12 protein-coding genes are annotated in these 15978 nt (G+C 72.2%); 7 read left to right on the forward strand and 5 right to left on the reverse strand.

What is annotated here, in order from left to right; all coding sequences use genetic code 11:
- Positions 1-46: 46 nt before the first annotated feature.
- Complete coding sequence (locus ACWIGU_RS31335) at positions 47-2320, forward strand: MMPL family transporter (protein ID WP_454405040.1); 2274 nt, start codon at positions 47-49, stop codon at positions 2318-2320.
- Positions 2298-2846 (forward strand): GNAT family N-acetyltransferase, encoded by a 549-nt coding sequence (locus tag ACWIGU_RS31340; protein WP_454405041.1) that lies wholly within the window; start codon positions 2298-2300, stop codon positions 2844-2846. Before ACWIGU_RS31335 ends, ACWIGU_RS31340 begins: the two co-directional genes overlap by 23 nt.
- Positions 2847-2871: 25 nt before the next feature.
- Here the strand turns inward: ACWIGU_RS31340 and ACWIGU_RS31345 are convergent, their stop codons facing one another.
- Entirely contained in the window at positions 2872-4122 is a 1251-nt protein-coding gene (locus ACWIGU_RS31345) for a DUF6777 domain-containing protein (protein WP_454405042.1), read from the reverse strand.
- A gap of 206 nt (positions 4123-4328) precedes the next feature.
- Here ACWIGU_RS31345 and ACWIGU_RS31350 point away from each other — a divergent pair, with 206 nt between their 5' ends.
- Positions 4329-5624, forward strand: a complete 1296-nt coding sequence (locus ACWIGU_RS31350) for a streptophobe family protein (RefSeq protein ID WP_454405043.1) — start codon at positions 4329-4331, stop codon at positions 5622-5624.
- Between the two features lie 28 nt (positions 5625-5652).
- Here the strand turns inward: ACWIGU_RS31350 and ACWIGU_RS31355 are convergent, their stop codons facing one another.
- Genes ACWIGU_RS31355 through ACWIGU_RS31365 form a run of 3 tightly spaced genes read right to left on the reverse strand, consistent with a single transcriptional unit; the run spans position 5653 to position 9854 of the window.
- Positions 5653-6654: a serine/threonine-protein kinase gene (locus tag ACWIGU_RS31355; protein ID WP_454405044.1), complete on the reverse strand. Its 1002-nt coding sequence runs from the start codon at positions 6652-6654 to the stop codon at positions 5653-5655.
- A complete protein-coding gene (locus ACWIGU_RS31360; RefSeq protein ID WP_454405045.1) occupies positions 6654-7403 on the reverse strand; it encodes a hypothetical protein in 750 nt (249 codons plus the stop codon). The genes ACWIGU_RS31355 and ACWIGU_RS31360 overlap by 1 nt, the downstream gene beginning before the upstream one ends.
- 24 nt (positions 7404-7427) lie before the next feature.
- Positions 7428-9854, reverse strand: a complete 2427-nt coding sequence (locus ACWIGU_RS31365; RefSeq protein ID WP_454405046.1) for an FHA domain-containing protein — start codon at positions 9852-9854, stop codon at positions 7428-7430.
- Positions 9855-9994: 140 nt separating this feature from the next.
- Between ACWIGU_RS31365 and ACWIGU_RS31370 the strand changes: the two genes are divergently transcribed.
- The 4 genes from ACWIGU_RS31370 (at position 9995) to ACWIGU_RS31385 (ending at position 14611) form a co-directional block, all read left to right on the forward strand.
- Positions 9995-10603 (forward strand): hypothetical protein, encoded by a 609-nt coding sequence (locus ACWIGU_RS31370; protein ID WP_454405047.1) that lies wholly within the window; start codon positions 9995-9997, stop codon positions 10601-10603.
- Positions 10604-10804: 201 nt separating this feature from the next.
- Positions 10805-11002 (forward strand): hypothetical protein, encoded by a 198-nt coding sequence (locus ACWIGU_RS31375; protein ID WP_454405048.1) that lies wholly within the window; start codon positions 10805-10807, stop codon positions 11000-11002.
- Between the two features lie 146 nt (positions 11003-11148).
- Complete coding sequence (locus ACWIGU_RS31380) at positions 11149-14208, forward strand: helix-turn-helix transcriptional regulator (RefSeq protein WP_454405049.1); 3060 nt, start codon at positions 11149-11151, stop codon at positions 14206-14208.
- A gap of 73 nt (positions 14209-14281) precedes the next feature.
- Positions 14282-14611, forward strand: a complete 330-nt coding sequence (locus ACWIGU_RS31385; RefSeq protein ID WP_454405089.1) for a DUF6191 domain-containing protein — start codon at positions 14282-14284, stop codon at positions 14609-14611.
- Positions 14612-14648: 37 nt separating this feature from the next.
- On the opposite strand, the gene ACWIGU_RS31390 is transcribed toward ACWIGU_RS31385, so the two are convergent.
- The gene (locus ACWIGU_RS31390) at positions 14649-15827 is read right to left on the reverse strand and encodes a PQQ-dependent sugar dehydrogenase (protein WP_454405050.1); all 1179 of its coding nucleotides are present in this window, start codon (positions 15825-15827) and stop codon (positions 14649-14651) included.
- Between the last annotated feature and the right edge of the window lie 151 nt (positions 15828-15978).

The following is a 15978-nucleotide window of genomic DNA, read 5'->3' on the forward strand; positions in this document are numbered from 1 at the left end:
TGCGGGCTGTTCCCGGTGAAGATCCACAAACCCTGGGAGCACGTCCATGGCAGCTCTCGCACGATGGTGTGCACGGCACCGCCTCGTAGTCGTCCTGCTGTGGCTCCTCGCCCTCGGCGCCACGAGCGCCGCGGCCGCCGTCGCGGGCTCCTCGTACTCGAACGACTACGAGGCACCGGGCACCGAGTCGGGGCGCGCCACCCAGCTCCTCAGCGACGGTTTCCCCGGTCTCGGCGGCGACAGCGACACCGTCGTCTGGCACACGGACGGCAGCATGGTCCGCGCCGCCGACGTGAAAGAGCGCATGACCCGCACGCTCGACAGGATCGAGCACCTGCCCGGCATCGCCGCCGTCACCGGCCCGTACGAGCAGCAGAGCACGAGTCGGATAAGCGCCGACGGACGCACCGCCTACGCCACGGTCACCTTCGACCAGCAGTCCGGCGACATCGCCAAGGCGGACGCCCAGCGCCTCGTCGACACGGCCAAGGCCGCCGAGAAGAACGCCCCCGACGGACTGCGGGTCGAACTCGGCGGCAGCGCCGTCGCCCTGACCGAGTCCGCCCAGGGACATGCCGCCGAGATCGTCGGCGTCGTGGTCGCCGCCCTCGTCCTCCTGCTCGCCTTCGGTTCCCTCGCGGCCAGCGCCCTGCCGATCGCCACGGCCCTGGTCAGCGTGGGCACCGCCGCCTCCGGCATCGTGCTCCTCGGCCATGTGATGACCGTCGCCGACTTCGCGCCGATGCTCGGCATGCTCGTCGGCCTCGGCGTCGGCATCGACTACGCCCTGTTCATCGTGACCCGGCACCGGCGCGGCCTGAAACAGGGCCTGCCCGTGAACGAGGCCGCGGAGCGCGCCGTCGCCACCACCGGGCGCGCGGTCGTCTTCGCCGGCGCCACCGTCTGCATCGCGCTCCTCGGCATGCTGATCCTGCGCCTCAGCTTCCTCAACGGCGTCGCGATCGCCGCCTCCCTCACCGTGCTCCTCACCGTCGCCGCGTCCGTCACGCTGCTGCCCGCGCTCCTGTCGTTCATCGGCATGCGCGCGCTCAGCAGGCGCCAGCGGCGCAGACTCGCCGAACACGGGCCCGAGCCGGAGCGGCCGACCGGGTTCGCCGCCCGCTGGGCCGCCTTCGTGGAGCGCCACCCCCGGCTCCTCGGCGGCCTCGCGCTCGGCGTGATCACGGTGCTCTCGGTGCCCACGCTCTTCCTGCACCTGGGCACGTCCGACCAGGGCAACAACGCGTCGTCGTCCACGACCCGGCAGGCCTACGACCTCCTCGCCGACGGCTTCGGGCCCGGCGTGAACGGGCCGCTGACGCTGGTCACCCCCATAGACGGCGCCGGCGACCAGGTCGCCGTGAGCCGTCTGGAGTCCATGATCGGCTCCGCCGAGGGCGTCTCCTCGGTGACTTCGGCGACGTACAACGGCAGCGGCACCGCCGCCTTCCTGACCGTCGTGCCGAAGTCCGCGCCGCAGTCCCAGAGGACCAGCGAGCTCGTCGACCGACTGCGCAGCGACGTCATCCCCGCGGCCGAGAAGGGCACCTCCCTCGACGTGCAGCTCGGCGGAGTCACGGCCAGCTACGACGACTTCGCCGACGTCATCGTCGGCAAACTGCCGCTGTTCGTGGGCGTCGTCATCGGACTCGGCTGCGTCCTGCTGCTCCTGGCCTTCCGTTCCATCGGCATCCCCCTCAAGGCCGCCGCGATGAACGTCGCGGCCGTCGCCTCCGCCTTCGGCGTCGTCGTCGCCATCTTCCAGTGGGGCTGGGGCAGCGAGCTGCTCGGCCTCGGCAGAGCGGGCCCGATCGAACCCTTCCTCCCCGTCATCATGGTGTCGGTCCTGTTCGGACTCTCCATGGACTACCAGGTGTTCCTGGTCAGCCGCATGTACGAGGAGTGGCTGGAGACCCGCGACAACCGGCGGGCCGTCCGCGTCGGGCTCGCCGAGACCAGCCGCGTCATCAACTCCGCGGCCGTGATCATGATTTCGGTCTTCCTGGCCTTCGTCCTCAGCGGCGACCGCGTCATCGCGATGTTCGGCATCGCCCTGGCCGCCGCCGTCGCCCTCGACGCGTTCGTCCTGCGCACGCTCCTCGTGCCCGCCCTCATGCACATGCTCGGCGGCGCCAACTGGTGGCTGCCGAAGTGGCTCGACCGCCGGCTGCCCCGCATCAGCATCGAGCCGCCCGAGTGCGGCGAGGCGCATGCGAGTATGCCTGGACAGCGCCCGACCGAGGACGACGCGCTGCTGGACGTACTGGTGAAGGCCGAAGCCGAGGAGCACAAACGCGATGTACACGATCTCCCTGGGTGACGACGGCGCGGAGCTGCGGCCACTGGAGACGTGGCACGCCGAGCAGTTCCTCGCCCATCTGGAACGCGGGCGCGAGTTCATCGGGCAGCACATCGGGTTCGGCTCGAACGTCAAGGACGCCGCCACCGCCCGGGACCTGCTCAAGTCCTACGCCGACAAGCGCGCCGCCGACAGCGGGAGCCTGCACGGGCTCTGGCTGGACGGGACGCTCGTCGGCGGCCTGCTCTTCCGGATCTTCGACGCGGAGGGCGGCAACTGCGAGGTCGGCTGCTGGCTCGAGCCCGCCGCCGCCGGACGCGGCCTCGTCACACGCGGCGCGCGCGTCCTCATCGACTGGGCGGTCCTCGAACGCGGCATCCACCGCGTGGAGTGGGTCGCCTCCTCCGCGAACGAGCCCAGCCTGAACGTGGCGCGGCGGCTCGGCATGCGGCGCGACGGGGTGCTGCGCGAGGCGGGCTCGCACAACGGCGTCAAGCAGGATCTCGAGGTGTGGTCGGTGCTCGCGCCGGAGTGGCGCGCGCGTTAGGCCGTCTGCCCAGGCAGGGCCGCAGCTAGCTCGCCGGTGGTGAGGCGGGTGGCTCGGTGGCGGACTCCCCGCCCGACGGCGGGGCCGACGACGCTCCGGGGGCCTCGGACGACGGCGGCTGCGAGGACTCGGATGACGGGGACGACTTGGAGGACTGAGAGGTATCTGACGACGGGGTTGCCGAGGAGGTCGAGGCCTGCGAGGAGGAGACCCCGGGCGGGGTGTGCGCCGTCGTCTTCCGGTCGCTGCCGCCCGTGCTGCCCGCGGTGCGGGTGAACCAGCCCTTGGTCTGCGGGTCGTACATCACGAAACTGCTCACCGGCTGCGGCGCCGGCGAGACGACCACCGCGTCCGACGGCTTGTACCCGGACCAGGCCTTGCCCTGACGCTTCACCGAGCCCTGCAGAGGCACCGGCGCGAGCAGCGGATTCCCGCACGAGCACCGCACGCGCGGCTCGCCGCGGCCGTTCACGAGCACTGCCGTGCCGGACTGGAGCACGGACTGGAACGTCGTCGGGGCGCCGCCGCGGAAGCCGTGGTTCGTGACCCGGGTGTCGAGGCGGAGCTGAACCGGCGTCAGCGACCGCAGATACGCGGGGACCCCCGACGGATCGATGCCGAGTACCGAGGCGAACGCCTTGTTCTTGTCCGGCTCCGCGCCCAGCGCGCGGATCTGCTTCTCCACGTCGCAGCTGGAGACGTTGCGGGTGCCGCCGTACAGGCCGGGGGCGGAGCCCTCGACGCCGCGGACCACGTTCGCGTTCTCCGAAGAGGTCTCCCCGGACGCGCTCGGCAGCGTGGTGGGTGTCGTCGCGGTGGCGCCCTTCCGGGTGCTCGACCCGGTGAACGGGTCGGGGCCGGACGAGTCGGCGCTCTGGAGGAAGAGTTCGCCACCGGCCGAGGTCCCGCCACCACCGTCACCGCCGGAGCTGGTGAGGACGACGGTGAGGACCACAGCGGCGACGATCAGGGCGCCGAGCCCCGCGAGCTTCTTGGGTGTGAACCGCCACCAGGGACGGTCGGGGTGCGGGCCGTGCGGGGGCGGGGTGTCGCCCGGGGGCGGCGGGCCGCCGGGGCCGCCGCCCGTGCCGCCGGAGCCAGAGCCGGAACCGGCGCCAGAACCGGAACCTGCGCCGGAGCCCGTGCCGTCGCCGGACGGCGGTTCCGAGGGGTGATCGGGCGGCGGGGGTACGGGCGCAGCGGGCTGGGCCGGGCCCGAGAGCGGGCCGGATGGGGGGCCGGTGGGGCGGCCGGGCTCCGTCGGTCGGTCACTCACGGGCGGTTCTTCTCACCGTAGGCGGCATGGGGGACCGGGGGAGGGTCCGCCTTTCGGTCCGGCGGCCCGGTCCCCTTTGTCCTGTCACCTCCACATTGTGTGCTCGGTACTCGTACGGCTCGCAAGCCGAACCCGTACGGTCCGTGAGGCGACGCGGTCGGCCCTCCCGAGGGGCGGACCGCCGGGCGCCTGCCTAGCGTGGCCCCGTGAGTGAACAGGCATCCGACGGCCGGTCCGGCACCAGGCGCAGCGCCAAACACGGCTGGGCCGCGGCCCTCGTGGCCGTGCTCGCCGGGCTCGTGGCCATGGTGGTCACGGCCGCCCTCGGCCTGTGGGCGGCGGGCGCGACCGGCCTTCCCGGCAGTGCCTTCCCCCGAGTGGTCGCCGCCGTCGTGGTGATGGCGGCCGGCGGCTCCGTCGACCTGGCCGGCAATGCCGGAGAACTGGCCCGGACGCACGCCGACATCTCGGTCCTGCCCCTGTCCGTGACCCTTGCCGGAGCGCTGGTGATCGCCGCGGGCTTCCTGCGCCCCCTGCGCCACCGGGCCATCGCGAGCAGCGGCGAACTCCTCGGCTGGGCCGGGCGGGTGGCCGTGCCGTGGGTGGTGGCGCTCATCGTCCTCTCGCTCCTGGCCAGGCAGGACTTCGCCATCCCCGTCACGGACCCGACCGGCGGCATCATCGAGGGCGTCCTGGACGGCGCACCCAAGGTCGGATTCCGGACGAACACGGCGCTCACCCTGCTCTTCGGCCTGCTGTGGCTCGCGGGCGTCATGATCCTCGCCGTCCTCGTGTCGCGCGCCGCCCCGCTCCCCGCCCGCCTCGTCCGCTTCCAGGAGTCGGTGCGCCCCGCCGCGTACGCGATGGTCGCGCTGCTGCTCGCGTACGTGGCACTGGGCGTCGTCATCGGTCTTGTGGTGGCCGCGACCCGCGGCCACGCGGCCGAGACGTTCGCCGTGATCCTCCTCGGTCTGCCCAACCTCGTCTGGTTCGTCTACACCATCGGCCTCGGCGCGTCCTGGGACGGCAGGGTCGACGGCCCGTTCGGCCTGCCCATGCCGCACATCCTCGACGTCGTACTCCGTACGCCCGACATCTCCACCGTCAACGTCAGCACGCTCGCCGAACAGGACGGCCGGATCTGGTGGTCGGTCGCGGTGGCCGCGATCCTGACGCTGGCGGCCGCGTTCGGCATGGCGCTGCGGTCACCCGCCCGGATGCGGGCCTGGCAGCACGCCCTCCACATGGCGGTGGCCCTCGTCCTGACCGTGCTCGCCATCTGCCTCCTCGCCCGCATCTCCGCGCACTACGGCCTGTCGCTCCTGGGCATCGGCGACATCGGCGGCGGGCTCGGCGGCGAGGTGGCGCTGCGCCCGAAGCTGTGGACCGCGCTGGGCCTCGCGCTTCTGTGGGGTCTGGTCACCGGGTTCCTCGGCGGCCTCCTCGCGTCCCGGCTCCACCGGCGCGGGGAGGTGGAGACGGCGAAGCCGGACCGGAGCTGACCGGATCGGAGCTGAGGGAGGGGAGGCCCTAGCGCACGAGGCCCGTGAAGACCGGCAGCGCCCAGCGCGGCGGGGCGGGCGGGGGTCCGGCCGTGGGCGACCACGTGCTGACGCGGCGGTCCACCTGCGTCGGGGGATGGTTGTCCCGGACTGCGCCGCGCGCCGCCGCGCGCAGGGCCGCCACGAACTGAAGGCACGAGTCGTAGCGGTCGTCCGGGCTCTTGGCCAGCGCCTTGGCCAGTACGTCGTTCATCGCCGCCGGGAGTCCGGGGCGCAGCCCGGTCAGGGGTGGGGGCGGGTCGAACTGGTGGGCCCACAGCAGCGCCATGTCGTCGTCGCGCTGGAACGGCGGCAGACCGGTCAGGGTCTCCTGGACGACGCAGGCGAGGCTGTAGACGTCGCACCGGCCGTCGACCGGGCGGCCGGAGATCTGCTCGGGCGCCACATAGTCGAGCGTGCCGACGAACTGGCCCACGGACGTGAACCCGGTCAGCGACAGCGACTTCTTCGTCAGGCCGAAGTCCGTGAGGTAGACGTGCTCGGGGTGGTCGCTGTCCGTTCCCGCCGCGACCAGGATGTTGCCGGGCTTCACGTCCCGGTGCACCAGGTCGTGGTCATGGGCGGCGTCGAGCGCGGACGCGACCTGCGAGGCGATCCGTACCGCCGTCCCCACCGGCAGCGGCCCCTCGCGGTCGATGAGCGCCCGCAGGTCCTGGCCCGCGACGAAGCGCATGGCGATGTAGAGGATGCCCTCGGTCTCGCCGGCCTCGAAGACCGGCACGATGTGCGGATGGTCGATCGCGGCGGCGACGCGTGACTCGTGCGTGAACCGCTGGCGGAAGGTGTCGTTACGGGCGAGTTCGGGGGCGAGCAGCTTGAGCGCGACCGTGCGGTCGAGACGTAGATCCCGGGCCCGGTAGACGACGGCCATGCCGCCCCGGCCGATCTCGCTCTCCACCCGGTATCCGGCGATCTGCCGCCCGAGCAGATCGGACGGGCGGCCGACGGGCAGCCGGGGATCGTCCGCCATCACAGCTCACCTGGCGCGCGGGCGCTGCGCTCGCGTTCGGCGGGGTCGTGGCCGTTCAGCTCTTCCGGGTCCACGATCCGGGTCGGCTCGGCGGCGTTCTCGTGCGGGCCGGAGCCTGTCGTCTTGCCGTCCGGGCCGGTGTCGGTGCCGTCCGCCGCCTCGGACGGCCCCGAGTCGGCGACCTCCGCCGGGTCCACGACGCGCGTGGGTTCCGGGCCCGCGGCCCGCGCGGTCGCGGGCGCCGGTGTCGCCCCGCTCGGCCGCCCCGGTCCCGCCCCCGCCGCGTACGTGCTCAACTGTGTACCGTCGCAGTACATCCAGCGCTCGTGCTCGGCGTCGTACAGCCACACCGCCTCGCCGTCGACGACCATCCCGACCCGCAGCCCCTGCGTCCGGCGCCGGAATGTTTCCGCGTCGATGCGCTCCTCGGCCAGTTCCTGTGCGGCGCGCCGGTACTGGCCCGCCGCCTCCTCGACGCGTGCCATCAGCGGCCGCGGATCCGCCGTGCGGGCCATGGGCTTCCCGGCCTTCGGCGGGTCGCGCGGCACGGCGACGAGCAGGCGCCCGTCGACCCACGCCGACCAGCCGTTGGCGCACACGATCCGGCCCCAGTCCGCGCGCCGGTCGACCAGTTCGACCGGGAGCAGCGGGTCGAGCGGCTGTGCGGGCCGGGAGACGTCCGGCTCCTCCCAGGCGGGCATCCCGTCCGGGGGCACGACATGGGTGGGGCGGAACTCCGGTGTCGCCATGGGCGCCTCTCCGCTGCCTCTTTGCTACTTCCGCATGATGGCGGGCTCGTGCCGGCGCAGCAGCCGTGCGACGGCGATTCCGAAGACGACCGAGAGCACGACCAGCATCCCCATGTTGAGCAGCCACACCCCGGTGGAGTGTTCGAACAGGGGGTCGCTGGTCAGCTTCCCCGGCACGATCCGGGACAGACCGACCGTGCCCGCCATCGCGCCCATCGCCCAGCGCGACGGGACCAGCCACGACAACTGCTCGATTCCGGGCACCCCGTGCAGCTTGAGCAGCGCACCGCAGAACACGACCTGGATGATCGCGATGAGCACCAGGAGGGGCATGGTGACCTCCTCCTTGCGCACCAGCGCGGACACGAGCAGCCCGAGCATCATCGCCGTGAACGACAGGAGCGCCACGGTCAGCGTGATCTCCGCCTGCGGGGGCATCAACACCCCCTTGCCGCCTGGCGCGTTGAGGTCGACACCGACGAGCCCGACCAGCGTCAGGACGACGGCCTGGAGCACCGTGATGGTGCCGAGGACGACGACCTTGGACATCAGATACGCGGATCTGGACAGCCCGACGGCACGTTCCCGCTGGTAGATCACCCGCTCCTTCACCAGCTCGCGCACGGCGTTGGCCGCGCCCGTGAGCACACCGCCCACGCACAGGAGAAGCAGCGCGTTCATCGCCGACTCCTGGGTGAGGCGGCTGCCGGCCAGTGCCCGCACCATCGCACCCATCACGAACGGCAGCGCGATCATGATGGCGAGGAACGTCCGGTCGGCGCCGAGCGCGGCCGCGTACCGGCGTACGAGCGTCCGCAGCTGTGCGCCCCAGCTCCGCGTCCTCGGCGGCGGGGCCACCTCCGCCGACGGAGCGTTCGGCAGCCGGGGCTGCGCCGTGGAGTTCACGATGTACTGACGGTGGAACAGGGACGAGTTGTAGTCCTCCGCCCAGCCGCGGTCCCGGTCGTTCTCGAAGGCCTCGAACGCCTCCGGCCACTCCTCGAAACCGAAGAACCCGAGCGCGTCCCCCGGCGGCCCGTAGAACGCGATCTTCCCTCCGGGGGCGAGGACCAGCAGCCGGTCGCACACCTCCAGGCTCAGGACGCTGTGGGTGACGACGATGACGGTCCGCCCGTCGTCCGCGAGGCCGCGCAGCATGTTCATCACCGAGCGGTCCATGCCCGGGTCCAGCCCGGACGTCGGCTCGTCGAGGAAGAGCAGCGACGGCTTCGTGAGCAGTTCGAGGGCGACGCTCACGCGCTTGCGCTGACCGCCGGAGAGGCTGTGGATGGGCTGCGTCGCCCGCTGTTCGAGACCCAGTTCGCGGACGACCTCGTCGACGCGGGCGCGCCGTTCCGACTTCTCGGTGTCCTGCGGGAAGCGGAGTTCGGCCGCGTAACCGAGGGCCCGGTGCACGGTCAGCTGCGAGTGCAGGATGTCGTCCTGCGGCACGAGCCCGATGCGCTGGCGCAGCTCGGAGTAGTCGCGGTACAGGTCGCGGCCGTCGTACAGGACCGTGCCCTGGTCGGCGGGGCGCAGCCCGGTCAGCGCGTTGAGCAGCGTCGACTTGCCCGCGCCGCTCGGGCCCACGACGGCGAGCAGGCACTTCTCCCCGACCGGGAACGAGACGTGATCCAGCAGCGTCTTGCGGCCCCGGTCCACGGTGACCGCAAGGCCCTGGACGTCGAGCGAGACCTCGCCGGTGTCGACGAACTCCTGCAGCGTGTCGCCGACCAGGCAGAACGCGGAGTGGCCGATGCCCACGATGTCCCCGGGCGAGACCCGGGCGCGGGAGACCGGTGTGCCGTTGAGGTAGGTGCCGTTGTGCGAGCCGAGGTCCACGATCTCGTACGTGCCGTCGGGCTGGGCCCGCAGTTCCGCGTGGCGGCGGGAGACGATCAGGTCGTCGACCACGAGGTCGTTGTCGGCGCTGCGGCCGATGTGCACGGTGCGGGCGGGCAGCGGCCGCACGGACGTCGGCTGCCGGAACGTGCCGGTCGCGCCCGGCATGGAGACGGACGAGGGTCGTTCGGCGGCGCGGGGCCCCGCTGCGACCGAATCGAGTACGTGGTCCGGGATGCGGTCCGGTACCTGATCCGCCGAGTGCCGCGTCACGGGCTTGGGCGGCGGCTCATGGCCGACCAGCACGGCGCGCGGCCCGTCCGCGGGGTGACCGAACCGGATGACCGTGCCGGGTCCCACCCCTGACTCGTGGATGCGCCTGCCCCCGGTGTACGTCCCGTTCGTACTGTCCTCGTCCTCCAGGGACCAGTGGTCGGCGACGGGTCGCAGGACCGCGTGGTGCCACGAGACGCGGACGTCGTCGATGACGATGTCGCTCAGGGGGTCGCGGCCGACGTGGTAGTCCCGGCTCGGGCTCATCACCGTGGGTCCGGCTTCGGTTTCGAACACAAGCTCGGGCGCAGTCGGCGAGACGGGCCGCTCTGCCATGGTCGAATTCTATCGATGTGCGCTGGTATGCGCCTGATCGGACGAGTGTCCCCGCCGCACACAGGCCCGGCACAGGCCGGTCTCAGCCCGGACCCAGCTCGTTAAGAGAGCTCTCAGACTCCGTCCGTACGGTGCGGGGCATGGTTACGAAGACTGATGACGAGACGGCCGAGACCGCTGAGGCCACCACCGCCGAGGCCACTGAGGCTGCTGCCGAGAATGCTGAGGCCACCGAGGTCACCAAGAAGGCTGAAGCCACCGATGACGTCGAGGCGTCGGAGGACACGGACGGGGACGTGGACGCAGATCTCGACGACGAGCCGTTCGCGCCGGCCGCGTCCGTGGAGGAGTCCTCCGGCGCGGGACAGGGCGCCGGCGCCGTCGTCTCCGCCGCACTCGGCGTCGTCGCGCTCAGCGGCAGCTGGGTCGCGACCGTCGCCTCGGCCCGCGAGTCCCTGATCGGCCAGCTCCAGACCTCGCAGGGCGCGAGCGTCGCCAAGCAGGTCTCCGAGGTCTACGGCGACTCGTGGCACGCCACCGCCCTGGTCGGCGGAATCTTCGCCCTCCTCGCGCTGATCGTCGGCGCGGTCGTCCTGGCCAGGCCCGCGTTCGGCGCCCCGGGCAAGCCGCAGGCCGTGTGGATCAAGTCGGTCGCCTGGGCGGGCGTCTCCCTCGGCATCCTCGGTCTCCTGCTCGCCGTGGCGAAGTACACCGACATCCTGATGGGGCTCCCCTCGACCTCTGCCTGAGTCGTTCCTCGGGATACCTCAGGGGGCCTCAGGCCGGCCTGAGGATCTCTGAGGACCTCTGAGGACCTCTGAGTTACGTCTAAGGCACCCCGTACCCGGAACATGCGGCACTCTCCCGATGTGGTGGACCCCCCTGGGAGACGAGTGTTGAGGCATCGCAGAAAGCGAAGCCGGAACCCACTCGCCACCAGGGAGCACCAGATGTACGAGTACGAGATCCACCAGATCCGCGCCGCCGAACTGGTCCGCCGGGCCGAGCACAACCGCTTGGTCCGCGAGGCCCGCGAAGCCCGGCGCAACCGGCGCGCGGAGCGCCGCGCCGCCTCAGCCGGCCAGGACACGGAGGGGCGGGTGAACAGTCCGCGCTCACGCCGCTCCCGTTTCGCACGCGCGGCCTGACGATGAAGGCGGAGCCGGGGGAGGACCACACGGGTGTGGTCCTCCCTTTCCACTTCAACGCGGCCGCCAGGCATATCGACGCGACTGCCCCGCGCCCGACTCCGCCTTCGGAGATAACGGGTGCCGCGGTGTCGGACCCTTGTGCGATGCTCCCCCCTGTGGAGACCAGGTGCGTCAGCCCTGTGTTCGTCGGCCGCGCCGGTGAACTGGGCGTACTCAACAAGGCGCTCGCCCGTGCCACCACGGGGGAGCCGCAGGCCATGCTGCTCGGCGGGGAGGCGGGGGTCGGAAAGACCCGTCTCGTCGAGGAGTTCGCGCTCGCCGCGGGACGCGAGGGCGCCGTCGTCGCGCTCGGCGGCTGCGTCGAGATCGGTGCGGACGGGCTTCCCTTCGCCCCCTTCTCGACCGCTCTGCGGGCCCTGCGCCGACTGCTGCCCGAGGAGTTCGTCGCGGCGGCCGCCGGACAGGAGACCGAACTCGCGCGGCTCCTGCCCGAACTCTCCCCGGCGCCGACCGGACGCGACGGACGCCACGACGAGGAGAGCATGGCCCGGCTCTTCGAGCTGACGGCCCGTCTCCTGGAACGCGTCGCCGCCGACCGCACCGTCCTCGTCATCCTGGAGGACCTCCACTGGGCCGACGCCTCCACCCGCCACCTCCTCTCCTACCTCTTCCGTACGCTGCGCAGCGGCCGCCTCGTCATCGTGGCCACCTACCGAGCCGACGACATCCACCGCCGTCATCCCCTGCGCCCGCTCCTCGCCGAACTCGACCGCCTGCGCACCGTCACCCGCCTCGAACTCGACCGCTTCAGCCGCGACGAGGTGTCCCGCCAGATCGCCGGGATCTTCGCGGCCGAGCCCGAACAGGCCCAGGTCGACGACATCTTCGAGCGCTCCGACGGCAACGCGTTCTTCGTCGAGGAACTGGCCGTCGCCACCAGCGAGGGCAGCTGCACCGGCCTGTCCGAGACGCTGCGCGACGTGCTCCTCGTCCGTGTCGAGAGCCTTCCCGACGACGCCCAGCGCGTGGCCAGGATCGTCGCCGAGGGCGGCTCCACCGTCGAGTACGCGCTGCTCGCCGCCGTAGCCCGGCTCGGCGAGGACGAACTGATCGAGGCCCTGCGCGCGGCCGTAGGCGCGAACATCCTGCTCGCCACCCCCGACGGGGACGGCTACCGCTTCCGCCACTCCCTGGTCCGCGAGGCCGTCGGCGACGACCTGCTGCCCGGCGAACGCTCCCGCCTCAGCCGCCGCTACGCCGAGGCGCTCGAGGCCGACCCCTCGCTCGTCCGCGCCGACGAACGCGTCACACGCCTCGCGAGCTACTGGTACCACGCCCACGACCCGGCCAAGGCACTGCCCGCCGTCCTCGACGCGTCCGTCGAGGCCCGCCGCCGGCACGCCTACTCCGAGCAACTGCGGCTTCTGGAGCGGGCGATGAACCTCTGGGACGAGACCCCCGAGGACATCCGCGCCGCACTGCGCCCCGTCGACTACACCGAGGTCTATCCGCCCTGCGGCTGCGACCCCGCCACCACGCCCCTGCGCTATCTCGACCTGATGGCCGAGGCCGCCGTCGCGGGCCGCCTGTGCGGCGAACGCGAACGCGCCCTGAAAATCATCAAACGCGCCCTGCGCCTCATCGACGACTCCGACGCCGAGCAGGATCCCCTGCGCGCCGCCTGGTTCTGGATCCAGCGCTCCCGTCTCGTCCCGTCCCTCGGCCGCGGCGACGGCTGGGCCGAGATCGCCACCGCCCAGGAACTCGTACGCGGACTGCCGCCGTCCGAGGTGCACGCCGAGGTCCTCACCAACGTCGCCTCCTGGGGCATGCTCCACAACCCCGGCGAGGAGACCCTGGCCGCCGCCGAACGGGCCGTCGAATACGCCCGCATGGTCAGGGCCGAGGACATCGAGCTGAACGCCAGACTCACTCTCGGCGGCCTCCTCGTCGACGCGGGCGAGATCGACCGCGGCTTCGCCGAGATGTACGCCGTCCGCGACCGGGTCGTCGAGATCGGCCTCGTCCCGCAGATCGGCCGCGTCCACATCAACTTCTCCTCCGTCCTGGAGGGCGCGGGCCGCTCCCTCGAGGCCGTGGCCGTCGCCGAGTCGGGCATGGAACTGTGCCGCCGGTACGGCCTCCTCGACACGGAGAGCTGGGTCCTGACGAACATGGCCGAGTCCCTCACCTCCCTGGGCCGCTGGACCGAGGCCACCGCCGTCGTCGACACGGCACTGCGCTCCTCCGCCCTGAGCGCCAAGCCCCGCGGCACGGCGGCCACCCGCCTCGCGGCCGTCGCCCTCGGCCGCGGCGACCACGCCGAGGCGGCCGCCCAGCTCACCGCCGCCCGTGCCCACTACGGCACCCACGACACGATGCCCCAGTACACCCTGCCGCAGTCCGCCCTCACGGTGGGCATCGCGGCGGCCGCCGGCGGCACCCAGGGACTCCTAGACGCCCGCGCCGAACTCGCCCGCGTCGTCGCCGAGGGCATCCCGCCGAGCCACCAGCGCTACGTCTGGCCTCTGCTCGTCGCGGCGGCCGTCGCCGAGGCCGACGCGCGGGGCCTGCCGGCCGCTGAGCCCGGCCGCGCCGGAGCCGTCGACCGCATCCGCACGGCCGCCAAGCGCGTGGCCACCCCGATGCCCGTGTGGCTCGCCCACGAACAGTGGCTCCGCGCCGAACTCCTGCGCGCCGAAGGCCGCGACACCCCTGACGACTGGTCCCATCCCCTCACCACCTTCGAGTCGCTCGACCGCCCCTACGACCTCGCCCGCGTCCGCTTCCGCGCCGCGGAATCCCTCCTCGCGTCCGCCGCCACGTTCGACGACGAGCGGGAGCGGGCCACGGAACTGCTGCGGCTCGCCGGAGCCGTCGCCGACCACCTCGGAGCGCGCCCGCTCACCGAATCGGTCGCCCTGCTCGCGCAGCGTGCCCGCCTCACCCTGAACCCCGCCGCACCACGCCCCCAGATCCCCGCCGACCCCGCCGAGGAACTCGGCCTGACCAGCCGCGAACGCGACGTCCTGCGCCTCGTCGCCGCCGGACGCAGCAACCGCCAGATCGCCGAGGAGCTCTTCATCTCGCCGAAGACGGCGAGCGTTCATGTCTCCAACATCCTCGCCAAGCTCGGCGTAGCCGGCCGCGGCGAGGCAGCCGCCGTGGCCCACCGCCTGAGGCTGTTCGCGGCGACGGGCTGATCACGAAGGGTGAAATTTCGCGCTGACGTACGCTGGAATGAGGTTTCGGCCACCCGGAGGCGCCGTGTTCAACATGTTCGAGGAGCTGTTCTCGCCCGGCCGCAAGCACACCAACGAGGAGCGCAAGCGGCTGGAGCTGACCCGCGTCGACCTCAATGACGGCGACCCGGGCCGCGGCCCCATAGACCTCACCTCTGGCAAGGTGGTGGTCCGCGTCCCCCACCAGACCCCACCGGACCCGGACCCGACGGAGGGCCCGGAGACAGCGGCGACGGCGCCGCCCGAGTCGGCCGAACCGGCCCCCGAGGCGAGCGCGACCCCAACGACCGACCCCGGCCGCGGCCCGCGCAAGGATTTTGCGCCCGACCCCGACCCCACCGCCCCCTCCAGCGACGAGACCTGAGCGCCACCGCTCCCGCCCTGCCAGGGACCGGCCCCCCTCAGGACACCTCCAGCTCCAGAATCCGGTCGTCGCCCTTCCGCGGCGTGCCTCTCGAGTCCGTGTTGCTCGTCGTCAGCCACAGCTTGTTCCCGCCCGCGGCGACCACCGTCCGCAGCCTTCCGTATGTGCCCTGCCCGGTCGCGTCGTCGATGAGGAAGGACTGGGGCTCGGCCGCCACCTGCGCCCCCTTCAGGGGGATGCGCCACAGCCGCTCGCCTCTCAGGCCCGCCATCCAGACCGAGCCCTCCGCGTAGGCGATGCCGCTCGGAGAAGCCTCGGACGTGTGCCACACGGCCACCGGATCGTGGAACCCGGACTTGCCGCTCTTGCCCTCCACATCGGGCCAGCCGTAGTTGTCACCCGGCACGATCAGGTTGAGCTCGTCCCACGTGTCCTGGCCGAACTCCGACGCCCACAGTCGCTTGTCCTTGTCCCAGGCGAGCCCCTGCACATTGCGGTGACCGTACGTATAGACCACGGAGTCACCGAAGGGGTTTCCTGGCGCCGGTCTGCCGTCCGGGGTCATCCGGAGGATCTTGCCGCCCGGGGACTTCTTGTCCTGGGCGTACTTCTTCACGTAAGTCTCGCCCGTGCCCACGTAGAGCAGCTTGTCCGGGCCGAACGCAATGCGCCCGCCGTTATGGTTCGTGCCCTTCGGGATGCCCGTGAACACCGTCTCGGGCGCGCCCAGTTGATCGCCGGGCGGCTTCTTCGCGTCGTACCTCATCCGCACGATGCGGTTGTCGGACTTCGCGGTGAAGTACGCGTAGAGCCAGTGGTCGGAGGCGAACGACGGGGAGAGGGCCAGGCCGAGCAGTCCGCCCTCGCCGCCGGGGACCACCCCGGGCACGGTGCCGGCCTCGGTCTTCTTGCCGGTCTGCGGATCGACCCGCGTGATCGTCGCCTCGTCCCGCGAGGACACCAGCAGGCCACCGCCGCCCGGCAGCGGGGCCAGGCCCCAAGGGGAATGCAGGCCCTCGGCGACCGTGCGCACCACCTTCACCGAGCCGTCCGCCGGAGCGTTGCCGCCCCCCGCGCCCCCGGAAGCGGACGTACCCGGTTCGGACGAGCCGGGGGAGGTGCTGTGCCGGCTGTCCGACGGGCCGCCGTCACCCGAGGAACACCCCGCCGTGAACAGGATCGAGGCGCAGGCCAACACGGCCAACACGGGCTGCACACCTGGACGTTGCACGATCGGATCCCCTCGACGCTGCGGACTGGGCTGCTGTTCTGCGCTGCGGTTCTCCTGTTCATACACCGCAGCCACCCCGCAGGTTCCCGATCAACCCCGACGCGTTCGGACCAATCTGTTCCCGCCCGCCGCCCGC

The organism is Streptomyces sp. NPDC055400 (assembly GCF_053644375.1).